Source organism: Shewanella sp. BJSY2023SW001, assembly GCF_047314685.1.
Taxonomy (GTDB): Bacteria; Pseudomonadota; Gammaproteobacteria; order Enterobacterales; family Shewanellaceae; genus Shewanella; species Shewanella indica.
The window spans coordinates 56,359-76,731 of the sequence record NZ_JBKORF010000072.1 but is presented as its reverse complement, the minus strand read 5'-3'; the positions used below and the strand labels follow the sequence as shown (position 1 = coordinate 76,731).

The following is a 20,373-nucleotide window of genomic DNA, read 5'->3' as shown; positions in this document are numbered from 1 at the left end:
TCGTCGCAATAATTTATGACAAGCTTTGGTATCGTAAGCCCCGTCAGCGGAGACTTGTCTAAGCTTGCGTCTTAGGGGAGCCAGTAACGCTGGAAGTACTTCATTATCTGCTACAGTTTCAAGGCTTGTTTGCGCACCGATAATTTCATGTGTAGCGGCATCGATAGCCAAATGAAGCTTGCGCCAAACTCGACGTTTTTCTTTGCCATGCTTACGCATTTTCCATTCACCTTCGCCATACACTTTGAGGCCTGTGGCATCGACGACAACATGCGCTACCGCACCTCTTGAGGGATTGCGGTACTTGACGTTCACCGTCTTGGCGCGTTTACTGATACAGCTGTAGTCTGGAGCAATTAACGGTATTTTCATCAGCTGAAATAGGGAGTTGATGAACCCTTCGGTCGCACGTAATGACAGCTTAAAAATCCCTTTGAGCATCAAGGCGGTTTCGATGGCGGTGTCGCTGAATTGAAAGCCACGGCCACGACCGCCGTGATGCTTTGTGCAATGCCAAGCGTTAACCGCTGCCTCGTCCAGCCAGAAGGTAACCGAACCACGGTTGACTAATGCCTGATTGTATTGCTTCCANTTGGTGATATTGCGTTCTGACTTACCCATGAAACTGACCGAAGACCTGTTATGCAAGATCAGATCATGGAAAGCGAAAAAGGTTCCGCTTATTTAGGCAACAACGCCCTTTGAAGCCAAGGATTATTTAATGACAGGTTGATGATACCGGATACATTATCCGCCACAACAACAGCAGCCATATTGAACCGCTTAAACATCCCATCAATGACGACATCATCAATCTGACCTTTCCCCTGTGTTCTACAGGTTCTACCGGGTGTCGTCTTTTTACAGCTCTAATGAAGCTGCCGGCTTTAATGACTCTGTCACCTTTGTTTTACAAAACAAAACCAGCCATGTTGTGACAACTCTTTTCGGCTTCTTCAAAAACTAGTTTTCCTATTAAATACAGCTTGTTACAGTTAGCATTCCAAAGTATCTCAATTGACTATTATTGCGTTATAATGCCCATAATTTTGTTCTTCGCTCAAACCAAGATTCTGAGCGAGCCGTGAACGTTTAAGAGATTCTTATGACAACCAATACCGCCGTAGAAAAAATCAGCCTTGAAGAGCTAAAAACATGGCTTTGGGGCAGCGCAAACATCATGCGTGGCACAGTAGATAGCTCAGACTTCAAAAACTATATCTTTGGCCTCCTGTTTTTAAAACGTCTTTCAGACGTATTTGACGAGCGTGTAGAAGCCGTGATGGAAGAGGAAGGTTGCAACGCTGAAGAAGCAATGGCACTCATTCAGGAAGATAACCCAGAGCAATTCGTTCCTGTGTATGCACGTTGGAACAAGCTGATCGAAAGAACGGAAAATATTGGTGAGTACATCGATGAAGCCTTTGCTGAAATCGAACACCAAAACCCATCACTAGAAAAAGTGCTTACCGCCATTCAGTTCGGTGATAAAGAGAAGCTCAGCAATGAGTTACTTACTCGCCTGCTCCGCCACTTTAACCAACACAAGCTGGGCAATAAAAACCTCTACAAAGCCGACCTACTTGGTGATGCATACGAGTATTTGATTGGTAAATTTGCTGATGATGCTGGCAAGAAAGGTGGCGAGTTCTACACCCCCCACGAAGTGGTAGAACTTATTGTTAAGCTGATTGACCCACAACCAGGTCATGAAATTTACGATTTGACCTGTGGATGTGGCGGCATGTTGGTTGAGTCCGCTCGTCACATCAAAGAGAACTACGAGAATGGCACCATCATGGGTAAACCTAACTGTAAACTTTACGGTCAGGAGAAGAACCTAGGAACATGGGCAATTGCCAAACTCAACATGTTCCTGCACAACCTAGATGGTGACATTAAGCGCGGCGATACTCTCGTAAACCCATTACATAAAGATGGCGAAGGCCTTCAAACGTTCGACCGTGTGATTGCCAACCCTCCATTTTCAATCAAAAACTGGTGGGAACCGTTGGAATTGAATGGCGGCAAGATAGTTGGCGATAACGGCAAAGAAAGAAATGTTAAATACAGCACTGACCTTAAAGATCCTTATGGTCGATTTGGCCTTGGCGTTGCACCGAGGACTAAAGCAGATCTAGCCTTTGTTCAGCACATGGTTGCCTCAACGAAAGATGACGGTCGCATCGGCGTTGTCGTTCCTCACGGCGTACTGTTCCGTGAAGGTGATGAGGGTAAAATTCGTAAAGGTATGCTTATCGGCAACGATGAATTTAAAGGCGACTTGATCGAAGGTGTAGTTGGTTTACCGCCAGCACTTTTCTTCAACACAGGCATTGCGGCGGCGGTTTTAATCATTAATAAAGACAAACCAGCCGCACTGAAGAACAAGGTTATTTTCGTTGATGCATCTGCCGAGTTTGGTGAAGGTAAGGCGATGAACTATCTTCGTGAAAGTGATATCAAACGTATCACAACCGAGTACAGCAAAGCGAAACAAGCTTTAGTTGATGCAGGAGAGCAAACGGAAGATAGACTTTCCAATCTACTGGACTCAGTTTCAGTGGAAAAATACCTAAGAGTAGTTGAACTTGAAGAGATTGAGGCAAACGATTTTACTTTGAATATCAGTCGCTATATCGACACGTCAGAGGTTGAGGAAATTATAGATGTAGAAAAATGCCTTAATCATCTAAGAAATATCGAAAAGCAGCTCCTTGATACTGAAATTCAAATCTCAAAATACTTATCTATTTTAGGATTGGAGAAGTAAATCGATGCTCAAAAAGTCTCCTTATACACTAAAAAAAATTGGTCCATTGATTGATCTACTAAGCGGGTTTGCATTTAAGAGCGATGAGTTTTCTGACGTCGCAACAACAGAACAGCACATACGCTTGCTTCGTGGTATCAATATTACAGAAAATGCTATAAGAAATAACGATACTATCGACAAATTTTGGTTTAACTCATCTACTGACCTTGATAAATACTACCTTAAGGAAGGCGACTTAGTCATTTCAATGGATGGTTCAAAAGTGGGCCGAAATTATGCTCTTGTATCACCTAAAGATCTCCCTAGTTTACTCGTCCAACGAGTCGCTAGAATTCGTGCAAAAGAAGGCTTACATCTACCGTTTTTACATCAACTAATAGGATCCAAGATTTTTACTGACTATGTTGATAGCGTAAAAACAAGCAGTGGAATCCCACACATCAGCGCAAAACAGATAAAAGAATTTTCAATACCTTTGCCAAATATTGCGATTCAACAAAAAATCGCAGAAGTTCTTTCAACAGTTGATAAGAAAATCAACCTTATCGACCAGAAAATTGCAGAAACCGAAAAGCTAAAAACAGGCTTAATGCAAAAGCTGTTTTCAGAAGGTGTCGGTGTTCAGGACGAGAATGGGGAGTGGCAACCTCATACTGAGTTTCAGGATTCTCCATTTGGGACGATTCCTGCCATTTGGAATCTCAACAAACTCAGCACTTATTGCTCTATAGTTGCGGGGGTATCGCCTTCGAAATTAAACCTGAATGAGAGTGAGGGATACCCATTCTTCAAAGTAGAAGAGTTCAACTATTCGAAGAAGCTACTAACAAAGTCCAGAAACTACGTAAGTAATCAAGCATCTTGCCATACAGGAGAGTTTCTACTTTTACCGAAACGAGGAGCAGCAATCTTCCTAAATAAGCTAAGATTGGCTAAAGGAACTTTCCAGATTGATACAAACGTTATGGGAATCAGCTTCGATAAAGAAGTCGCGAATCTAGACTTTATGCTTTATCGCCTACTTTTTGAAAGACTTGAATCTATAGCTGACGTATCCACAATTCCGCAAATAAACAATAAACACATAAATCCGTATATTATCCCTTTGCCTCCTTTGGGTGAGCAACAGAAAATTGCTCAAATAATCTCTACTGTTTTTGAGAAAATAGACCTATTGGAACAGCAAAAAGCCGAAACGCAGCAATTAAAAAAAGGCTTAATGCAGAAGTTACTTACGGGCGAATGGCGAGTTTCTGTTGAGGAAACTGAAGCAGCTTAGCGATTGCTTCATGATGCCTTCAAGCGAAGGCATCCAAAAAGCAAAAAACGTAATTTAAATGAACAATAAAAATGAATAACAATAAATTAAAGGAATAAGGTATGTCAGGTCAGGCTGAATCATCGAACCCAGAACTCGTCGGGGTAGAACGCCCAGCGATTGAATGGTTAAAAACTCTTGGTTATCAGCATATTAAAGGTCGAGATGTAGGGCAAACACACAAGACCGAGCCTGTTATTCTGGAATCGGTGCTAACTGACAGACTACACACCCTTAACCCTTGGCTGGCCGAGGTTCCAAGCGGTGCAAGCAAAGCAATTAAACAGCTCAGAGACATATGGTTTGAGCATAACAGCGACTTAATGCTGGCTAACCATGCGTTCTGGAAGCATGTTCTGTTTCAATCGAATCTGCAACAAAAAGACAAAAATGGTCAACCTCGTAGTATCCGCTTCATCAATCAAACGGGTGCCGAGGGTAACTTATTCCATGTGGTTGATCAGTACGTCGGCAAAAATGCCAACGATGAGCTTTTTAAGCCAGATTTATTGTTATTCATTAATGGCTTACCCCTTGGCTTGATTGAGTGTAAAAACAGCTCAATTAAGCTCAGCAAAGGCATTGCACAAATTGATGGCTACCAAGGCACTTTCACTCAACACTTTGCCTTTAATATGGTTTGTGCCGCCATTAATCGCAGCCAAGCCAAGTATGGCGCGATCTATGCGCCAGAACAGTTCTATCTGACTTACAAATTTGATCCGAAAAAGTCTGACGAGAACATTGTTCTTACCGAGTTAGAGAACCAATTAGGAAAGAAACCTACAGAACAAGACAAGCTACTGTGGGCATTATTCGAGCCTTCCCGCTTCGTGCGCTTAGTCTGTTTCTACCCTATGTATGAAATCGAGAAAGGTGTCATGATCAAGAAGCTGCCACGTTACCAACAGTGGCGTGCAGTAGAGAAGACGCTACTTCGTCTACAGGGTAAAGACCCGCAGCTATTAGGCCAAGAACTTGGCGGCGTGGTTTGGCATACGCAAGGGAGTGGTAAATCACTGACGATGGCACTACTTGCCCGTTTAATGCGAGCCGAAATTTCTGGTTTCAATAACCCAAGTATCTTGATTCTTACCGACCGTACTGACCTTGACCGCCAGATCCACAATACCTTTACCAATGTCGGTCTTGAATCGATTAAAGCAGATTCCGTCGCTGGGCTAGAAGCCATGCTCAGCAATGACTACGGCACGATTTTCACTTCGACCGTTCAAAAGTTTCAAGAAAGCGATGGTAAGCAAATACAGGCCGCAAAAGAGTCTGAAGATGAGGATTCCATTGCAGACTCTAAAAGTCGCGTCAGACGCGTTTTGAGGAAAGATGATTCGGGGCAAGAACAGTGCTGGATTTTAAAGGAGAACAATGTTCTTCACGGTCAAACCGATGCTAATGGCAACCCTAAAAAAGCCAAATGGGAACTCGTGAGCGAAGAGAAAGTTGATTTTCGTGTTCTGAGTACCAAGCCAAACTTTTTCGTGATGGTTGATGAAGCTCACCGCAGCCAGTATGGATTCCTTGCTGCATTCATGCGTGCATCTTTACCTAATGCGAAGTTCATAGCTTTTACTGGCACCCCGCTTTTTAAAGACGATAAAGAAACCTTGGGTACATTCGGCGGTAAGGAGTACATCGATACTTACCGCCTCGACGAGGCGGTTGCAGATGGCGCGACACTGCCTATTAAATATCTTGAAGGTATGGCGCAATGGGGTAGTGACGGAAAGCTAAAACAAGCTTTTGAGGATGAATTTGGTAATGAGCCTTTAGCCCGTAAGAAAAAGCTAAAGCAAGAATTACTCAAAAAACGTCGTGGTGCTATCGGTCGTATTGAGGAGAATGCTCGCCATCTTGTCGAGCACTTTCTATCAAGCGTGAAGCCTCGCGGCTTTAAAGCCATGCTGGTATGTGACGGGCGAGATATGGCTGTTCGCTATAAAGACGTACTAAACCAAATCATGCAGGAGCGTCAAAACAAAGGTCTGCCGACCTTTGAAAGCCGAGTGGTTATCTCTCTCGGTAGTATGACAGATAAGCGCACAGGTATTAGTGAACAACAAGCTCACTATGCATCAGGCTCAACATCAAAACTTGAAACTATCGAAGAGCGTATCAAACGGGAACTCAAACAAGGTCAAACACCGATAGCCGTACCGTCTGAAAAGATCCCAAGCTTGGTGAATGATGAATTTAAGCTACCTTATGGTGATGAATCCGCTAATACCAAAGAAGAAATCAAGTTTAACAACATTGGGTTAATCATCGTTTCTGACATGCTGTTAACTGGCTGGGATGCGCCTATTGTTAGCACTTTATATTTGGATAAACCGCTAAAAGAACATACTTTGCTTCAGGCCATTGCTCGTGTAAACCGAACTCGAAAAGGCAAGAAGGCAGGCTACATTGTCGATTATTTCGGTGTGGTTGAGTACCTAGATGAAGCACTGAAAGTTTACGGGGGTGACGTACACCCCGATCAAGTATGGACGGACATCGAAGCCGAGCTACCGCGCCTTCAATCTGCTTTGACAAAAGTGTTGGATATTCTTCCGAAAAAGCACAACCCAGTGAAACAACCTGAACCTTACAAAGAGGATGCCGATCTTTACCTAGACCCAGATACTCGCCTAGATATTGTTGAAGACTTCCTGGTTGCTCTCGCTGGATTCAATAGCCGTTTAGATATTGTGTTACCCGACGAACGCGCATCTAAATATCAGCCTTACTTCAAAGTACTGAATGAGATAAAACTCCAACTGCGCAACAAAATGCCTGAGAGTGCAGATACGGTTCGCATCACCGCATCTGAATCTGAGCTGCTTAAAAATATGCTCGACGAGCATATAGAAGCAAGTGAAGTTAAGAGCTTGCTTGGTCGTGAAGTTTCAATTCTGGATGCTGCGGATATGGATCTACTCCGCAAACAAAAAAGTGCTGGGAGTGCAGCGTTGGTCATGAAGAACAAACTCAAGCACACCATTAAGACAGGTAAAGGCAAAGATCCTGCCTTCTTTGGCGACTTGGAAGAAGAGCTAGAGAAACTTATTCAAGATGAACGTGAAGGACGTATTGAACAAGCGCTATTCCTGGAACAGCTAGAGCTTTTTGCTCAACGTGTTCGTGATAAAGATGCCAAGCCATCTGAAATGGGTTTGGGAACAGCAACAGAGCGAGCCGTGTTCAACTACCTGGAAAAGCAGGTAGAGGAAGCAGAAGCTTTGGCATGGACTAAAGGCATCTTTAGCCACCCTGATATCACTGAAGTCATGTTGTCACCGATATGGAAAAAACAGACTGATATTCACAATGAAATCAAGAAAACTATCAGGACTATTTTACGTGGTCTTGGAGGCTGGGATATGACAGTAGCACGTCAGCACTCTGCTGAAATTTTCAGTATTATGCTGAACAACTGATCCTTTGCTTCATTAATGACGAAAGAAACAGATGCCAATTTTTCAATACGGTACAACTGAAATCGAGTGGGAATTTAAACTCGACTCAAAACTCAGTCACCACTACGTTACTGTAGAGCGAGGCAAGACTGTTCTTCTTAAAGGTCCAAGTGCCTCTGAGGATGAGCAACGTGAGCTGATTCGTTATAGAGCAAGGTGGATTAAAGAGCGCTTAGCGGAAGTCAATCAACCGTTAAAAGAAGAAATAGTCACGGGTAGCCGAGCGCCCTACCGTGGTCGCTCTTTCTATTGTGAAGTGAGCCCTGCGCCAGAGTTATCGACGGTAGAAGTGAAGTTTAACCAAAGCCGTTTTAAAATTCTTTCTCCCGAAGGCCACTTCGTCAGCCGTGAGCGATTCAAACCAGCGTTGGAGCGTTTCTACAAACAGAAAGCCTTAGAGAAAGTTGCTTCTCGCTTACGCTATTGGCAACAGGAAACGGGCATGCAAGCCACAACTTTCCACATAAAAAAGTTTGATGCACGTTGGGCTAACTGTACCGAGAACAATGTTCTGGAGTTCCACCCTCGTTGCATGGAGTTTTCCAATAAGGTAATGGATTACATAATCCTTCATGAGCTATGCCATACCGTAGAAAAAAGCCATAGCAAAAACTTTTGGAAACTAGTCGCCAAGTATTGTCCTGACTGGAAAGAGTTGCATGAAGAGGTAGAGCGTTCTGGGATGGGTATATAGAACAAGATTTCTGGTATTTTTGCACACAAAAGCTACTTGAGAAAAGTTGCATCAATACCGATAAACACAATCTTGGAAGAGCCTTAAACTTGGCTTGTGAAGATGACGGCAGAATCGGTCAACGTTCCAGCATTTTATGCTGCCCACATACAATGTATTAAAAAAGCGAACCCAGAGATTCGCTTATTATCTTAGCCTCAAGCAGCAATAATGGCGCCACTGCCGAAGAGAAGACAATGAAGCCGATCATTTTCGCCGCGCAGTTTACTTAAGTAAATGAGCAGCGAAAATGATTGGATGAAGCCGTATTATCGAGGCCAAGTAGCCATGTTATTCGTACTCAGACATGGGCACACAGGCACAGAACAAATTCCTATCCCCATACACATCATCAATACGATTCACGGTCGGCCAGAACTTGTTGGCCTTGACTGTGGCATTCGGGAATACCGCCAGTTCGCGATCGTATGGACGGCTGTCGAAGGCGGGATCCATGATGTCGGCTAGCGTGTGTGGTGCATTGTGCAGCGGGTTATTGTCCGCAGGCCACTCACCGGCTTCGACCCGGGCGATTTCACCGCGGATGGCCACCATGGCTTCGATAAATCTGTCCAGTTCGGCCTTGGACTCAGACTCGGTCGGCTCGATCATCAGGGTTCCGGCAACCGGGAAGCTCATGGTCGGAGCGTGGAAGCCGTAGTCGTTGAGACGCTTGGCCACATCCATTTCGGTGACGCCGGAGGCTTCCTTCAGCGGGCGCAGATCGATAATGCACTCGTGAGCTACACGGTCATTACGGCCGCGGTACAGCACTGGATAGTGCTCTGACAGCTTCTTCATCACATAGTTGGCGTTGAGCATGGCGTTCTGGGTTGATTCACGCAGGCCCTTGGCGCCCAGCAGCTTGATGTACATCCAGCTGATTGGCAGTATGCTGGCGCTGCCGTATGGCGCGGCAGAAACGGCACCGTTGTTGTCGCTTTCGCGGCCCGGCTTAACCAGAGTATGACCGGCAACGAAAGGAGCCAAATGCGCTTTTACGCCGATAGGGCCCATGCCTGGACCACCGCCGCCATGAGGGATGGCGAAGGTCTTGTGCAGGTTGAGGTGGGAAACGTCCGCGCCGATAAAGCCGGGAGTGGTCACACCCACCTGGGCATTCATGTTGGCACCGTCCAGATACACCTGGCCGCCGTGTTGATGGATCACCTCACAGATCTCCGAGACGGTTTCTTCATACACGCCGTGGGTGGAAGGATAAGTGATCATGATGCAGGACAGGTTGCCCGCCACTTCGGCCGCCTTGGCGCGCAGATCTTCCATGTCCACGTTACCGCGCTTGTCACAGGCCACAACCACTATCTTCATACCGGCCATCTGCGCCGAAGCCGGGTTGGTACCGTGAGCCGACTGAGGGATCAGACAGACATTGCGGTGCCCCTCGCCGCGGGATTCATGGTACTTCTTGATGGCCAATAGACCGGCGTATTCGCCGGATGCACCCGAGTTGGGCTGCAGGCACATGGCGTCATAGCCGGTGATTTCCACCAGATAGTCAGACAGCTCATTGAGCAGCTTTTCATAGCCCTTGGCTTGATCCAACGGGCAGAATGGATGCAGGTTGGCAAATTCCGGCCAGCTGATAGGCAGCATCTCGGCGGTGGCGTTCAGCTTCATGGTGCATGAACCCAGAGAGATCATCGAGTGGTTCAGCGCCAGGTCTTTGTTTTCAAGACGCTTGATGTAGCGCAGCATCTCGGTTTCGCTGTGGAAGCTGTTGAAGGTTGGATGCGTCAGGATAGCCTCATCACGCAGCAGCGCCGCAGGGATGGACTCACTGCCCTTGGCAAGGATTTCAGCGTCCAGTGCCGCCACATCCAGGCCATGACCGGCGCCCAGGATGATATCGAACAGGGCAGCCAGATCATCAGCTGTCGTGGTTTCATCCAGGCTGACACCCAGAGTGCCTTCGGCATCAATACGCAGGTTGCTCTCGGCGGCAATGGCGCGGGCCAGCACGGCGTCTTTGTCGGCCACTTTGAAGGTCAGAGTGTCGAACCAGCTAGCGTTGACCAACTCAACGCCCTTGGCCTTGAGGCCGGCGGCGAGAATGTCGGTCAGACGGTGAATACGCTCGGCTATGGTCTTCAGCCCTTGTGGACCATGGTATACGGCGTAGAAAGAGGCCATGTTGGCCAGCAGGATCTGCGCGGTACAGATATTGGAGTTGGCCTTTTCGCGGCGGATATGCTGCTCACGGGTTTGCATCGCCATCCGCAGCGCTGTGTTGCCGCGGCTGTCTTTGGAAACGCCTATGATACGGCCAGGCATGGAACGCTTGTGCTCATCTCGGGTCACGAAGAAGGCGGCGTGCGGGCCACCATATCCCATAGGCACGCCGAAGCGCTGCGCGCTGCCAAAGACCACATCGGCGCCCAGACTACCCGGAGACTTGAGCAATACCAGCGACATGATATCGGCGGCAACAGCCACAACCGCTTTCTGCTCGCGCAGCTTGGCGAAGAGTTCACGCTGATCGTTCAGCTCGCCTGTCTTGCCGCTGTACTGAAACAGGGCACCAAAGAGTTCATGATTGAGCGCTTCCTCGGCGGGGCCTACGACGACTTCAAAACCAAAGCATTCGGCGCGGGTCTTGACCACATCCAGCGTCTGCGGGAATACGTCATCGGCAACGAAAAAGATATTGGCTTTCTTGGCCTTGGACACCCGCTTGGCCAGCGCCATGGCTTCGGCGGCGGCAGTGGCTTCGTCCAGCAGAGAAGCGGAGGCCAGATCCAGGCCGGAGAGGTCCATAGACATCTGCTGGAAATTCAGTACCGCTTCCAGACGGCCCTGGGCAATTTCCGGCTGGTATGGGGTATAAGCCGTGTACCAACCTGGGTTTTCCAGCACATTACGCAAAATGACGTTAGGCACTTCAGTGCCGTAGTAGCCCATGCCTATGTAGCTCTTGAATACCTTGTTCTGCTTGGCCAGGCCCTTGATATAGGCCAGACCTTCAGCTTCGCCACAGGCTTCGCCCACGGCCAGATCCCGGTTCAGACGAATCGACTCCGGTACTATCTGCGCCGTCAGATCTTCCAGTGACTCGGCGCCTACATAATTCAGCATCTCTTGCTGCTGCAGGGCGTCGGAGCCGATATGACGACGGATAAAGAGTTCGTGCTGCTCTAACTGAGTGAGGGTTTGCTTGGTCATGATTAACCTTGTTCCATGTTCGCCGGTATCCTGCCGTAGGGAGGCGGTGTACCAGTCTCTTTATTGGTAAAACAAACGAAGCCCCGGAGGGCTTCGTTTTTCAGCAACGCTTATTCTTCGTCGATGACAGCCTGATATCCTTCGGCATCCAGCAGGTTGTCCAGCTCAGACAGATCAGAAGGCATGACGCGGAAGAACCAGCCATCACCGAATGCATCGCTGTTGACCAGCTCAGGGCTGTCTTCCAGCGCTTCGTTGATGGCAATCACTTCACCGGACAGAGGGGCATAGATATCTGAAGCGGCCTTAACAGACTCGGCCACAGCGCAATCCTCTGAGGCGCTGACAGTGTCGCCTACTTCCGGCAATTCAACGAAAACCATATCACCCAGCAGCTCCTGTGCATGTTCAGTGATACCGACTGTGTAGCTACCGTCTTCTTCCTTACGGATCCATTCGTGAGAAGAAGCGTACTTCAGTTCGCTTGGAATATTGCTCATTATTCTTGTTCCTTTCCCGTGTTTTAGAATGCTTGTTTACCGTTACGCACAAAGCCTGGCGCCACTACTTTAACAGCGACGCGCTTCTTGCGCATTTCGACTTCGGCCGTATCCCCTATGGAGTTCGGTACCCGGGCCATCGCAATAGAATAGCCCAATGTCGGTGAGAATGTACCACTGGTGATCACGCCTTCCTGCTCTTGGCTGTTGGCGTCAGTGAAGAATACCGGCATGCCGTGGCGCAGCACGCCTTTTTGCTCCATCACCAAACCGATAAACTTGTCGGCTCCGGCCGCTTTGATGGCGGTCAGGGCTTCACGACCGATAAAATCACGGTCGCTCGGTTCCCAGGCTATGGTCCAGCCCATGTTGGCAGCCAATGGGTTAACGGTTTCGTCCATGTCCTGACCATAGAGGTTCATCCCGGCTTCCAGGCGCAGCGTATCGCGTGCGCCCAGGCCACATGGCTTAACACCGGCCTCAAGCAGCGCTTGCCACAAGGCTTCGGCTTCTTCTGCCGGCACGGTAATTTCGTAACCTTCTTCACCTGTATAGCCTGTGGTGGCCACAAACAGGTTGCCCGCCTGCACACCGAAGAAAGGCTTCATACCTTCAACGGCCGCGTTTTGCTCGGCAGTGAACACAGTAGCGGTTTTGGCCTTGGCGTTAGGGCCCTGCACGGCAATCATCGCCAGCTCAGGACGCTCGGTCACTGTGACATCATAGGGCTTGGACTGCTCGGCAATCCAGGCGAGATCTTTGTCGCGGGTGGCTGAGTTGACAACAACCCGGTAATGGGTGTCATCGAGATAATAAGTGATCAGATCGTCAATCACCCCGGCTTCATGGTTCAGCATGCCGCTGTACAGCGCCTTGCCGGAGACCTTGAGTTTGGCGATATCGTTGGCCAGCAGTTTACGCAGGAAGGCTTTGGCGTCGCTGCCGCTAACATCAACAACCGTCATATGGGAAACGTCGAACATACCGGCGTCCTGACGCACTGCGTGATGTTCTTCTATCTGCGAACCATAGTTGAGTGGCATCTCCCAACCATGAAAATCAACCATCTTGGCATTGGCTTCCAAGTGCTTGTTAAAGAGTACAGTTTTATTAGCCATTGTTATCCCTTCTAGTCGGGGCTTTACAGTGTCACCCAGGGGCAACACTGAGTTAAAATGCAGCGAAATTATACCCTGCGTCACAAATTTGTATATAAGTGATTTTTCTAATCCGAACTACAATAGATTAATTTTTCTCATGGTTTGCCTGTAATTTTTTTACAGCAAATCACAGCTTGAGTATAAAAAACGCCCAAAAGCGACTGTTTTTGGGCGTTTCCCTTCACATACGGCTAACCGAGGATGAAGATTATTCAGGACGGCACAGACGCGGCAGCTTGAATTTGTGTCCCATGGCCTGTTGCATGAACACAGTTTTCAGCCCAGCGACATTGTCCACCAAGTTGAGACCGAGATCGCGAATCGCCTTCTTCAGAGGATTACTGCCGGCAAACAGCCGCTTGAACCCCTCCATAGCGGCTATCATCTCCATCGCCTCTGCCTTGCGCCAGCGCTCAAGGGCGCGCAGCTCGCCATAGGCGCCGATATCCTTGCCTTCACCGTGCAATGCCGCCACGGTTTCCACTATGGCGCCGGCATCGAGGAAACCCAGGTTAACCCCCTGCCCCGCTAACGGATGTATGGTGTGCGCCGCATCGCCGGCCAGCAGCAAACGATGGCGGGCGAAATGGCGCGCGTAACGCATCCGCAGCGGAACACTCCGGCGTTCACTCTCCAGCTGACACAGGCCCAGGCGGCCATCGAAGGCGGCGGTCAGCGCCCGGGAGAAGGCCTCATCATCCAAAGCCAGTAAGGCTTCGGCCTTTTGCGGCGGCACCGACCAGACGATGGAACAGAGGTCGCTCTCATAAAGCGGCAGAAACGCCAGCGGGCCATCGGCACTGAACACCTGACGGGCACAGTCACCATGGGGCAATTGAGTGCGAATACTGGCGACTATGGCGTGATGGCCGTAATCCCAAAAAGTCAGTGGGATCTGGCACTGTTGACGAACCCAGGAGTTGGCGCCATCGGCAGCCACCACCAGGGCGGCACTGAGGTTATCGCCGTTATCCAGCGTCAGCCAGGCTTCACGCTCACCAAAGGCGATACGCTCAAGCCGGGTATGTTCCAGCAGCGTCAGCTGTTCCAGCTCTGCGGCCCGCTGGGCCAGGGCGTAGTGAATGGCATCGTTTTCGATTATGGTGCCAAGGGAAGTCTCACACTGGCTCTGAGCATCAAACTGAATGCGCCCCATGCCGTCTTTTTCCCAGACATCCATCTTACTGTATGGCCCGAGGCGGGACTTATCCAGATAGGCCCAGGCCCCCAAGTGTTCGAGCAGCGCCTGGCTGGCCTTATTGATGGCACTGACCCTCAGGCGCGGCGCTCCCTCGACCGGCGCAGCACCGGCGGCATCTATCACCACCACCTTGAGCCCGGCCTGTTCCAGACCGCAGGCCGTTGCCAGTCCCACCATACCGCCGCCAACCACGGCCACATCATAGCTTTGGAAATTCATCGTCACTGACTCCTGGAAAACAAACAAGCAGCCGATTGCCTGTGCCACCCCATGGCTCTGTGGGCCACCGGGGTCTTGAGAGGTGGACACCAGGAGAGGATCCTGAGTCCCAAATTACGTCCGGCCACCAGCGGCCAGTAGTTGTTGGAAAAACCGCGCACCAGAAACTCGATATTGTTGATGGTCTGGCGTCTGTCCTGCTCACGGGCAGCATGATAGGCATGCAGCACCTGGGCTGCGCCTGGGTCAGCGCCTTCGGCCAATACCGGCTCCAGCGTTTCCAGCACAGTGACCAGATCCCTGAGCCCCAGATTAAAGCCCTGCCCGGCTATCGGGTGCAGAGTCTGGGCGGCATTGCCCAAATAAAGCGTGCGGTGATAGATGGGCCTTGGCATGTAAGAGAGGCTCAGTGGGTAACGGTGACGCTCACCCACGGCCACAAAACGCCCGGCTCGATAGCCGAAGGCCTGTTGCAGCTGCTGCAAAAACTCGGCCTGCGGCAAAGCCTGCACCCGCTCGGCCTCTTCATGGGGCAAGGCCCACACCAGGGAGAGCCGGGCCTGGCCGTCGCTGTCACCCATAGGCAGCAGTGCCAGCGGGCCGTGCTCGGTGAAGCGTTCCCAGGCCATGCCATTATGAGGCTTGTCGGTAGCAATATTGGCGATAACCGCGCTCTGGCCAAACTCAAACTGCTGCAACGCCTGTTGCTGCTGGGCACGCACCGAGGAGTTAACCCCATCTGCCGCCAACAATAAACGGCAGGAAAGCCGCTGACCGTTACTGAGGGTCAAACTATGGCCCGCAGCCGAAGTTTGCAGCTTCTCGAGACGCGCCGGGCAATAAAGCTGGATATCACTGTTGCCGATGGCGCTAAACAGCCTCTGGCCGACCCGCTCGAGTTCCACCACCTGGCCGAGGGAGTCCAGCGCAAACTGCTCGGCATTGAGCTCTGTCATGCCGAAATGGCCGCGATCCGAGACATGAATATCGGTTATCGCCGTGCCTAGGTCTGCCAGCAAAGGCCAGATGCCGAGGCGCTTGAGTTCAAACACTGAGCCATTGGCTATGGCGATGGAGCGGGCATCGAAACCAGGATGTTGCTTGGCGGGATCGAAGGCCTCGATAACGGCAATTTTCAGCGGACGGGAGAGTTTCCTGGCCAGGGAGGCCAGCCCCAATGCCAGGGTGGCACCGGCCATGGCACCACCGACAATGGCGATATCCAGCTCAGTGCACTCCTGACTCACAGCTTGGGCGTCAACTTGCGGGTTCATCTTTCCTCTACTCAGGCACGCTCAATGGGTGCCGTCACAGAAAATGACAGGGCGAACGGGCGCCCTGTCAATGCAGCGTATTATTGTCTGGTGTTTCGGCGTCGAGATCAGGCAACTCGGGGCCGAACTCTGAATAGCAGAGAATGGCGGCCATCCGAACAAACTCCAGCAGCTCGAGATATGCACTTTCAGATTCGTCATCGTCGGCAACATCGAACTCTACCTGGGCAATTTCTGCCAGATCTTTGATCACTTCACGGACATCTTCCGACGCCTGATTCAAACCCGGTTGAATAATGGCGATACCGGTGAGGAAGCTCTGGGTCCAGAGCGAGAGCGCCTCTACCCGCACAGTCAGAGGTTCTTCCTCTTCCGGCAGCAGCAGGGTGAAGCCAAAGTCGGGATCCTGCAGTCGATTGACTGTGTCACCAAAAAGTTCGGTTATCAGTTGTGTCAGTTCGTCGGGCAGTCGCTGGCCGTCGTTCATCAGCTCGAGCAAGGGCTGATACCAGGCCTGCTCCTGCTGTGACACGCCGCCACAAATCAGGCCCACCAAGGCGCCATGCACTTCAACCGGATGCTGACCTATGTCGGCGTTGTCGAGCGCACTGCGCAGGCTTTCGATACGTAATGAGGGTGGGGTTGCCATAAAGCTGTCCAAGTATTGAATTTACCCCCGTCATGCTAGCAGAGTTAGGGATGGCGACCAAGACTGGAATCTTACCCAAGCTGCGAGCCAGGTCGTGCATTTGGCAATGCATCCAGGCTTCGCCGTTTATCTCCTGCTCTCCTGCCGGGATTTTGTGCCAGGGAAGCTCATAGAAACAGCATCCGATGCAACAAAGCGGCGCTTGTCTTGCACTTTAACGCTGAGCTAGATATATTCCGCCACAGAGCCAAAGAAAAGGATCCCGTGCGGAAGATGAGTAACAGTGCCATAGATATCACCCTGTTGGGGCGCACCTACTCCATCGCCTGTCCCCCGGGTCAGGAACAGGCACTGCAAGCGGTGGCGCAGAAATTGGAGCTGCAACTGGGCAAGATAAAGGCCCGCACCAACGCCATCAGCCGCGAGGAAATGGCTTTGATGGCCGCACTCAACATAGGCTATGAGCTCTATGAAGAGCAGCGGAAGAATCAAGATTATATGAGCCAAATGGATGATAGGATCCGTTTGCTGCAATCCACTCTTGAGCACGCATTGGTTGAGCGAAGCGCAAGAGAGGATTAAACTGAAATAGCACGAACCCTCACAGGTTCGACCCAGAATTTGCTCCCTGGGGTGTGCGACAGCTGGTAATGTCCCTGTGCCGATATTTTTAATCTCAGGGTGAATGTTTTACTGACATTGTGCATGCTCGGCGCGAACCGAGAAGCCTTAGGAGGTAATCATTTACCCGCCTTGAACCTACGGTTCAAGGGCTACACCGGCATCGACATTCTGGGGAGCATCCTCTTTATGACCCACACAGACTCAAGCAGCCAAACCCGTGATGGGCGTTGCAAGACGCTCAGGCAGGCTATTCGCCATGCCCGCAGGGCCATCCCCGAAGCCGAGCAGCATGTTGCCGCCCTCAAGGGCTGTGAGCAGTTTCTAACCTTGCTCGATGAACTGAGCGCCCAGGGCAGAGCCATCAAGACAGTCGCCCTCTACTTTAGCTGTGACGGCGAGCTGGACACAGCTCCCCTTATCGAAGCGCTATGGCAACGGGGAATCACCACTTGTCTGCCGATCATTCATCCCTTTGCCCCGGGGCGTTTACTGTTTCTGCGTTATCAACTTTCCAGTCAACTGCACGCCAACCGTTTTGGTATCCCCGAGCCCAGGCTGGATATCCGCACTCTGGTGCCCTTGGCTGAACTGGATCTCATCCTCACGCCATTGGTGGCCTTCGACGCCCAGGGCAACCGTATGGGCATGGGCGGCGGCTTCTACGACAGAACACTGGCCGCGGCGCAGCAAGGCGACAGAACTGTGCCATTACTGGCAGTCGGCTTTGCCCATACCCTACAGCAGGTGGATTCCCTGCCCCTCGCCCCCTGGGATATCCCGCTGCCCTTTATCGTTACCCCGAACAAGCTGCATAGCTTCAACACTTTGACGGCTGAGTCTTGACCCGAAAAAATGGTATAACGTCAGCCTGAGAAGTCGCGGAGTAAGCAAGTATGGCACGTCAGTATCGCAGCCTTGATAAACCAGACAGTGCCCAGCGGGCCAAGGTTAAGCAGCAGATGCAGCGGGAAACCTATCAAAATATGCGCCGGCAACAGTCACAACCCAAGGCGCTGCTCGGCGCCTTGCTGGGTGCCATTCTTGCTGTGTGGCTGTTTCTATTTATGGCCAGCAGCAACAGCACTCTGGTTTGGCTGTATATGCTGCCGGCGGTGGCTGTGGGCCTGGGGGCCAGATGGCTGGGGAAGTGTTTCGAGTGGCAGCTTTTGCTGCCGGTTCCACTGATTACGCTACTGCTTTATAGCCTGGCACTCTGGTTGTTACTGCGCTTTCATGCCTCGGATCTCCTGATAGTGCCGCTTTGCTGTGGTATCAGCCTTTACTGCGCCCGCCGTTCACTGACTTCCATGGAGCAAAGCGCCCTGTGGCAGGCCAAGCTGGAGCAACACTGAGACCTGGCTCCTGGTGGTTATTGCTGTTACTGAATATCTTGGCAAATCCTCCTATGGCGTTGGCTTGAATCTCAGGGCAGGTTAATAACGTCCGCCCTGCTGGCACTCTGTCCAAACGACTTCTATGCTGAAAGCCATATATGCAGCTCATTATCATGCCGCCGAGTCGGCCTTGTCGTTTTTGGAATTCCACTCAAAGGAGAGAACAAGCGATGAAAAAGTCCATCCTGATCCCGGGTTGTTTATCACTGGTGTTTGCCGCATCACAACTGGCCGCCGAAGAGGTCAGCATCTCATTACTGTCGGCAGGTGGCCCAAGCCCCATAGGCAGCATCAGTCTCAGTGATTCTGCCTACGGCCTGGTGTTAACCCCCAATCTTAAGCAACTCACACCCGGCGTTCACGGCTTCCATGTGCATCAAAATGGCAGTTGTGACACCAGCAGCAAAGACGGCAAGACGGTATTGGGCGGTGCGGCCGGAGGTCACTTCGACCCTGATGGCAGCGGCAAGCATGGTTATCCCTGGACAGATGACAATCACAAGGGTGATCTGCCACCGCTCTATGTCGATGCTGATGGCATGGCTTCCACACCTGTGCTGGCACCAAGGTTGAAACTGGCCGACGTCAAAGGTAAGGCACTGATGATCCACATGGGAGGCGATAACCATTCAGATCACCCGGCGCCACTGGGCGGCGGTGGCGCCCGCATGGCCTGTGGCGTGATTAACTGAGCCACACCTAACACAAAAACGCGGCTCTTGAGCCGCGTTTTTTATTACAATTCCGGAACCTATAGCTTGGCTTTTTTAGTGGCTTTCGCCCTTGCCTCTTAAACGCGCCACCATACTCATCAAGGCCACGGCGATAGCACCGGCCAAAATGCCGAACAGGGCGTTGAGCAAGGTAGGTGTCAGCGCTGCCAGCACAGGGCCGGCCACAGCCAGAGAGCCTACCCAGTTGGCAACATGGGTTATCTGCTCACTGACCCAATGCAGGCCATGAGTGAGAATACCGCCCCCCACCATAAACATGGCAGCGGTACCTACTATGGTGAGCAGCTTCATCAGCTTGGGCGCGGCGCTGACCAGCACAAGTCCCAGGCGTCTGAGGTTATGGGCCCAAAAACCTTCGCCTCTACGCCTTGAGAGATACAGCCCGGCGTCATCCAGCTTAACGATACCGGCCACCAAGCCATAGACCCCGATAGTCATGACCACGGCAATGATAGACAGAGTGGCCAACTGGGTCATAAAGGCTTTTTCCGCCACAATCCCTAAGGTGATGGCGATGATTTCCGCCGATAACACAAAGTCGGTACGTATCGCCCCTTTGACTTTCTGTGCCTCCCAGGCGCGAATATCCTCGACCTCTTTCATGGCAGCTTCGATGACGGCTTCATCGTCTGCTTCGGCAGAAGCCTTGCTATGGCTGGCCTTGTGCCAGAGTTTTTCAAAGCCTTCAAAACAGAGAAACAAACCACCGAACATCAATAGCGGTGTAACGGCCCAGGGTATAAAGGCGCTGATCAGCAGGGCTGCCGGCACCAGAATAAGCTTGTTGCGAAAAGAGCCCTTGGCAACGGCCCATACCACAGGCAGCTCCCGATCGGCGCTGATCCCTGTTACCTGCTGCGCATTAAGCGCCAGATCATCTCCCAACACCCCGGCGGTTTTCTTGGCGGCAACCTTACTCATTACCGCCACATCATCCAGGATGGTGGCAATATCATCCAACAGAGTCAGTAGACTCGCTCCAGCCATTTAAATCTCCTTAAACCAGGTCAATTTTGCGCTCTTAATAGGTTCGGTGTGCAACATATTCAAGTGGCACCAGTGCACTTTTTCAGCGCAGTACTGCCACATCAGCCTGGCCGTTCCCCCGCCGGCTATGGTAGCGCATGGGCGCATGCCA

The 20,373-nt window shown here is 50.8% G+C and carries 16 protein-coding genes and 1 other RNA gene; 9 read left to right on the top strand and 8 right to left on the bottom strand.

Annotated features, from left to right (window positions below; genetic code table 11):
* Positions 1-621: IS5 family transposase (locus ACMHXH_RS16585; RefSeq protein WP_413738338.1), on the bottom strand; the 621-nt coding region annotated here is incomplete at its 3' end.
* A 484-nt stretch (positions 622-1,105) separates the two neighbouring features.
* Here ACMHXH_RS16585 and ACMHXH_RS16580 point away from each other — a divergent pair.
* The 4 genes from ACMHXH_RS16580 to ACMHXH_RS16565 all read left to right on the top strand — a co-directional run bounded on the left by ACMHXH_RS16580 (position 1,106) and on the right by ACMHXH_RS16565 (position 8,261).
* Positions 1,106-2,773 (top strand): type I restriction-modification system subunit M, encoded by a 1,668-nt coding sequence (locus tag ACMHXH_RS16580; RefSeq protein WP_039034564.1) that lies wholly within the window; start codon positions 1,106-1,108, stop codon positions 2,771-2,773.
* 4 nt (positions 2,774-2,777) lie between these two features.
* The gene (locus ACMHXH_RS16575; RefSeq protein ID WP_052248130.1) at positions 2,778-4,055 is read left to right on the top strand and encodes a restriction endonuclease subunit S; all 1,278 of its coding nucleotides are present in this window, start codon (positions 2,778-2,780) and stop codon (positions 4,053-4,055) included.
* 101 nt (positions 4,056-4,156) lie between these two features.
* Complete coding sequence (locus ACMHXH_RS16570) at positions 4,157-7,528, top strand: type I restriction endonuclease subunit R (protein WP_039034563.1); 3,372 nt, start codon at positions 4,157-4,159, stop codon at positions 7,526-7,528.
* A 31-nt stretch (positions 7,529-7,559) separates the two neighbouring features.
* Positions 7,560-8,261, top strand: a complete 702-nt coding sequence (locus tag ACMHXH_RS16565) for a M48 family metallopeptidase (RefSeq protein WP_039034562.1) — start codon at positions 7,560-7,562, stop codon at positions 8,259-8,261.
* A gap of 330 nt (positions 8,262-8,591) precedes the next feature.
* Here the strand turns inward: ACMHXH_RS16565 and gcvP are convergent, their stop codons facing one another.
* The 6 genes from gcvP to ACMHXH_RS16535 form a co-directional block, all read right to left on the bottom strand.
* A complete protein-coding gene (gene gcvP, locus ACMHXH_RS16560) occupies positions 8,592-11,480 on the bottom strand; it encodes an aminomethyl-transferring glycine dehydrogenase (protein ID WP_039034561.1) in 2,889 nt (962 codons plus the stop codon).
* A gap of 110 nt (positions 11,481-11,590) precedes the next feature.
* Positions 11,591-11,980: a glycine cleavage system protein GcvH gene (gene gcvH / locus ACMHXH_RS16555; RefSeq protein ID WP_039034560.1), complete on the bottom strand. Its 390-nt coding sequence runs from the start codon at positions 11,978-11,980 to the stop codon at positions 11,591-11,593.
* A 23-nt stretch (positions 11,981-12,003) separates the two neighbouring features.
* Positions 12,004-13,098, bottom strand: a complete 1,095-nt coding sequence (gene gcvT, locus ACMHXH_RS16550; RefSeq protein WP_039034559.1) for a glycine cleavage system aminomethyltransferase GcvT — start codon at positions 13,096-13,098, stop codon at positions 12,004-12,006.
* 250 nt (positions 13,099-13,348) lie between these two features.
* Positions 13,349-14,560: an FAD-dependent monooxygenase gene (locus ACMHXH_RS16545; protein ID WP_039034558.1), complete on the bottom strand. Its 1,212-nt coding sequence runs from the start codon at positions 14,558-14,560 to the stop codon at positions 13,349-13,351.
* 2 nt (positions 14,561-14,562) lie between these two features.
* Positions 14,563-15,834, bottom strand: coding sequence for a 2-octaprenyl-6-methoxyphenyl hydroxylase (ubiH, locus tag ACMHXH_RS16540; protein WP_071475471.1), 1,272 nt, complete (start codon positions 15,832-15,834; stop codon positions 14,563-14,565).
* A gap of 67 nt (positions 15,835-15,901) precedes the next feature.
* Positions 15,902-16,483, bottom strand: coding sequence for a UPF0149 family protein (locus tag ACMHXH_RS16535; RefSeq protein ID WP_039034573.1), 582 nt, complete (start codon positions 16,481-16,483; stop codon positions 15,902-15,904).
* Between the two features lie 273 nt (positions 16,484-16,756).
* Here ACMHXH_RS16535 and zapA point away from each other — a divergent pair, with 273 nt between their 5' ends.
* The 5 genes from zapA (at position 16,757) to sodC (ending at position 19,193) form a co-directional block, all read left to right on the top strand.
* Positions 16,757-17,065 carry a cell division protein ZapA gene (gene zapA / locus ACMHXH_RS16530; RefSeq protein ID WP_039034557.1) on the top strand — a complete coding sequence of 103 codons (309 nt, stop codon included), beginning with the start codon at positions 16,757-16,759 and terminating at the stop codon, positions 17,063-17,065.
* Positions 17,066-17,105: 40 nt separating this feature from the next.
* Positions 17,106-17,286: non-coding RNA, 6S RNA (ssrS, locus tag ACMHXH_RS16525), on the top strand.
* A gap of 7 nt (positions 17,287-17,293) precedes the next feature.
* Complete coding sequence (locus ACMHXH_RS16520; protein ID WP_052248128.1) at positions 17,294-17,950, top strand: 5-formyltetrahydrofolate cyclo-ligase; 657 nt, start codon at positions 17,294-17,296, stop codon at positions 17,948-17,950.
* Positions 17,951-18,000: 50 nt separating this feature from the next.
* Positions 18,001-18,459 carry a hypothetical protein gene (locus tag ACMHXH_RS16515; protein ID WP_039034555.1) on the top strand — a complete coding sequence of 153 codons (459 nt, stop codon included), beginning with the start codon at positions 18,001-18,003 and terminating at the stop codon, positions 18,457-18,459.
* 212 nt (positions 18,460-18,671) lie between these two features.
* Positions 18,672-19,193, top strand: coding sequence for a superoxide dismutase family protein (gene sodC, locus ACMHXH_RS16510; protein ID WP_039034554.1), 522 nt, complete (start codon positions 18,672-18,674; stop codon positions 19,191-19,193).
* A gap of 75 nt (positions 19,194-19,268) precedes the next feature.
* Here the strand turns inward: sodC and ACMHXH_RS16505 are convergent, their stop codons facing one another.
* Positions 19,269-20,222: a DUF808 domain-containing protein gene (locus ACMHXH_RS16505; protein ID WP_039034553.1), complete on the bottom strand. Its 954-nt coding sequence runs from the start codon at positions 20,220-20,222 to the stop codon at positions 19,269-19,271.
* Between the last annotated feature and the right edge of the window lie 151 nt (positions 20,223-20,373).

Bases quoted from the DNA above. Each gene is read 5' to 3' on its own strand.
- ACMHXH_RS16580 (WP_039034564.1), top strand. From the start codon at position 1,106: ATGACAACCAATACCGCCGTAGAAAAAATCAGCCTTGAAGAGCTAAAA.
- ACMHXH_RS16575 (WP_052248130.1), top strand. From the start codon at position 2,778: ATGCTCAAAAAGTCTCCTTATACACTAAAAAAAATTGGTCCATTGATT.
- ACMHXH_RS16570 (WP_039034563.1), top strand. From the start codon at position 4,157: ATGTCAGGTCAGGCTGAATCATCGAACCCAGAACTCGTCGGGGTAGAA.
- ACMHXH_RS16565 (WP_039034562.1), top strand. From the start codon at position 7,560: ATGCCAATTTTTCAATACGGTACAACTGAAATCGAGTGGGAATTTAAA.
- gcvP (WP_039034561.1), bottom strand. From the start codon at position 11,480: ATGACCAAGCAAACCCTCACTCAGTTAGAGCAGCACGAACTCTTTATC.
- gcvH (WP_039034560.1), bottom strand. From the start codon at position 11,980: ATGAGCAATATTCCAAGCGAACTGAAGTACGCTTCTTCTCACGAATGG.
- gcvT (WP_039034559.1), bottom strand. From the start codon at position 13,098: ATGGCTAATAAAACTGTACTCTTTAACAAGCACTTGGAAGCCAATGCC.
- ACMHXH_RS16545 (WP_039034558.1), bottom strand. From the start codon at position 14,560: ATGAATTTCCAAAGCTATGATGTGGCCGTGGTTGGCGGCGGTATGGTG.
- ubiH (WP_071475471.1), bottom strand. From the start codon at position 15,834: ATGAACCCGCAAGTTGACGCCCAAGCTGTGAGTCAGGAGTGCACTGAG.
- ACMHXH_RS16535 (WP_039034573.1), bottom strand. From the start codon at position 16,483: ATGGCAACCCCACCCTCATTACGTATCGAAAGCCTGCGCAGTGCGCTC.
- zapA (WP_039034557.1), top strand. From the start codon at position 16,757: ATGAGTAACAGTGCCATAGATATCACCCTGTTGGGGCGCACCTACTCC.
- ACMHXH_RS16520 (WP_052248128.1), top strand. From the start codon at position 17,294: ATGACCCACACAGACTCAAGCAGCCAAACCCGTGATGGGCGTTGCAAG.
- ACMHXH_RS16515 (WP_039034555.1), top strand. From the start codon at position 18,001: ATGGCACGTCAGTATCGCAGCCTTGATAAACCAGACAGTGCCCAGCGG.
- sodC (WP_039034554.1), top strand. From the start codon at position 18,672: ATGAAAAAGTCCATCCTGATCCCGGGTTGTTTATCACTGGTGTTTGCC.
- ACMHXH_RS16505 (WP_039034553.1), bottom strand. From the start codon at position 20,222: ATGGCTGGAGCGAGTCTACTGACTCTGTTGGATGATATTGCCACCATC.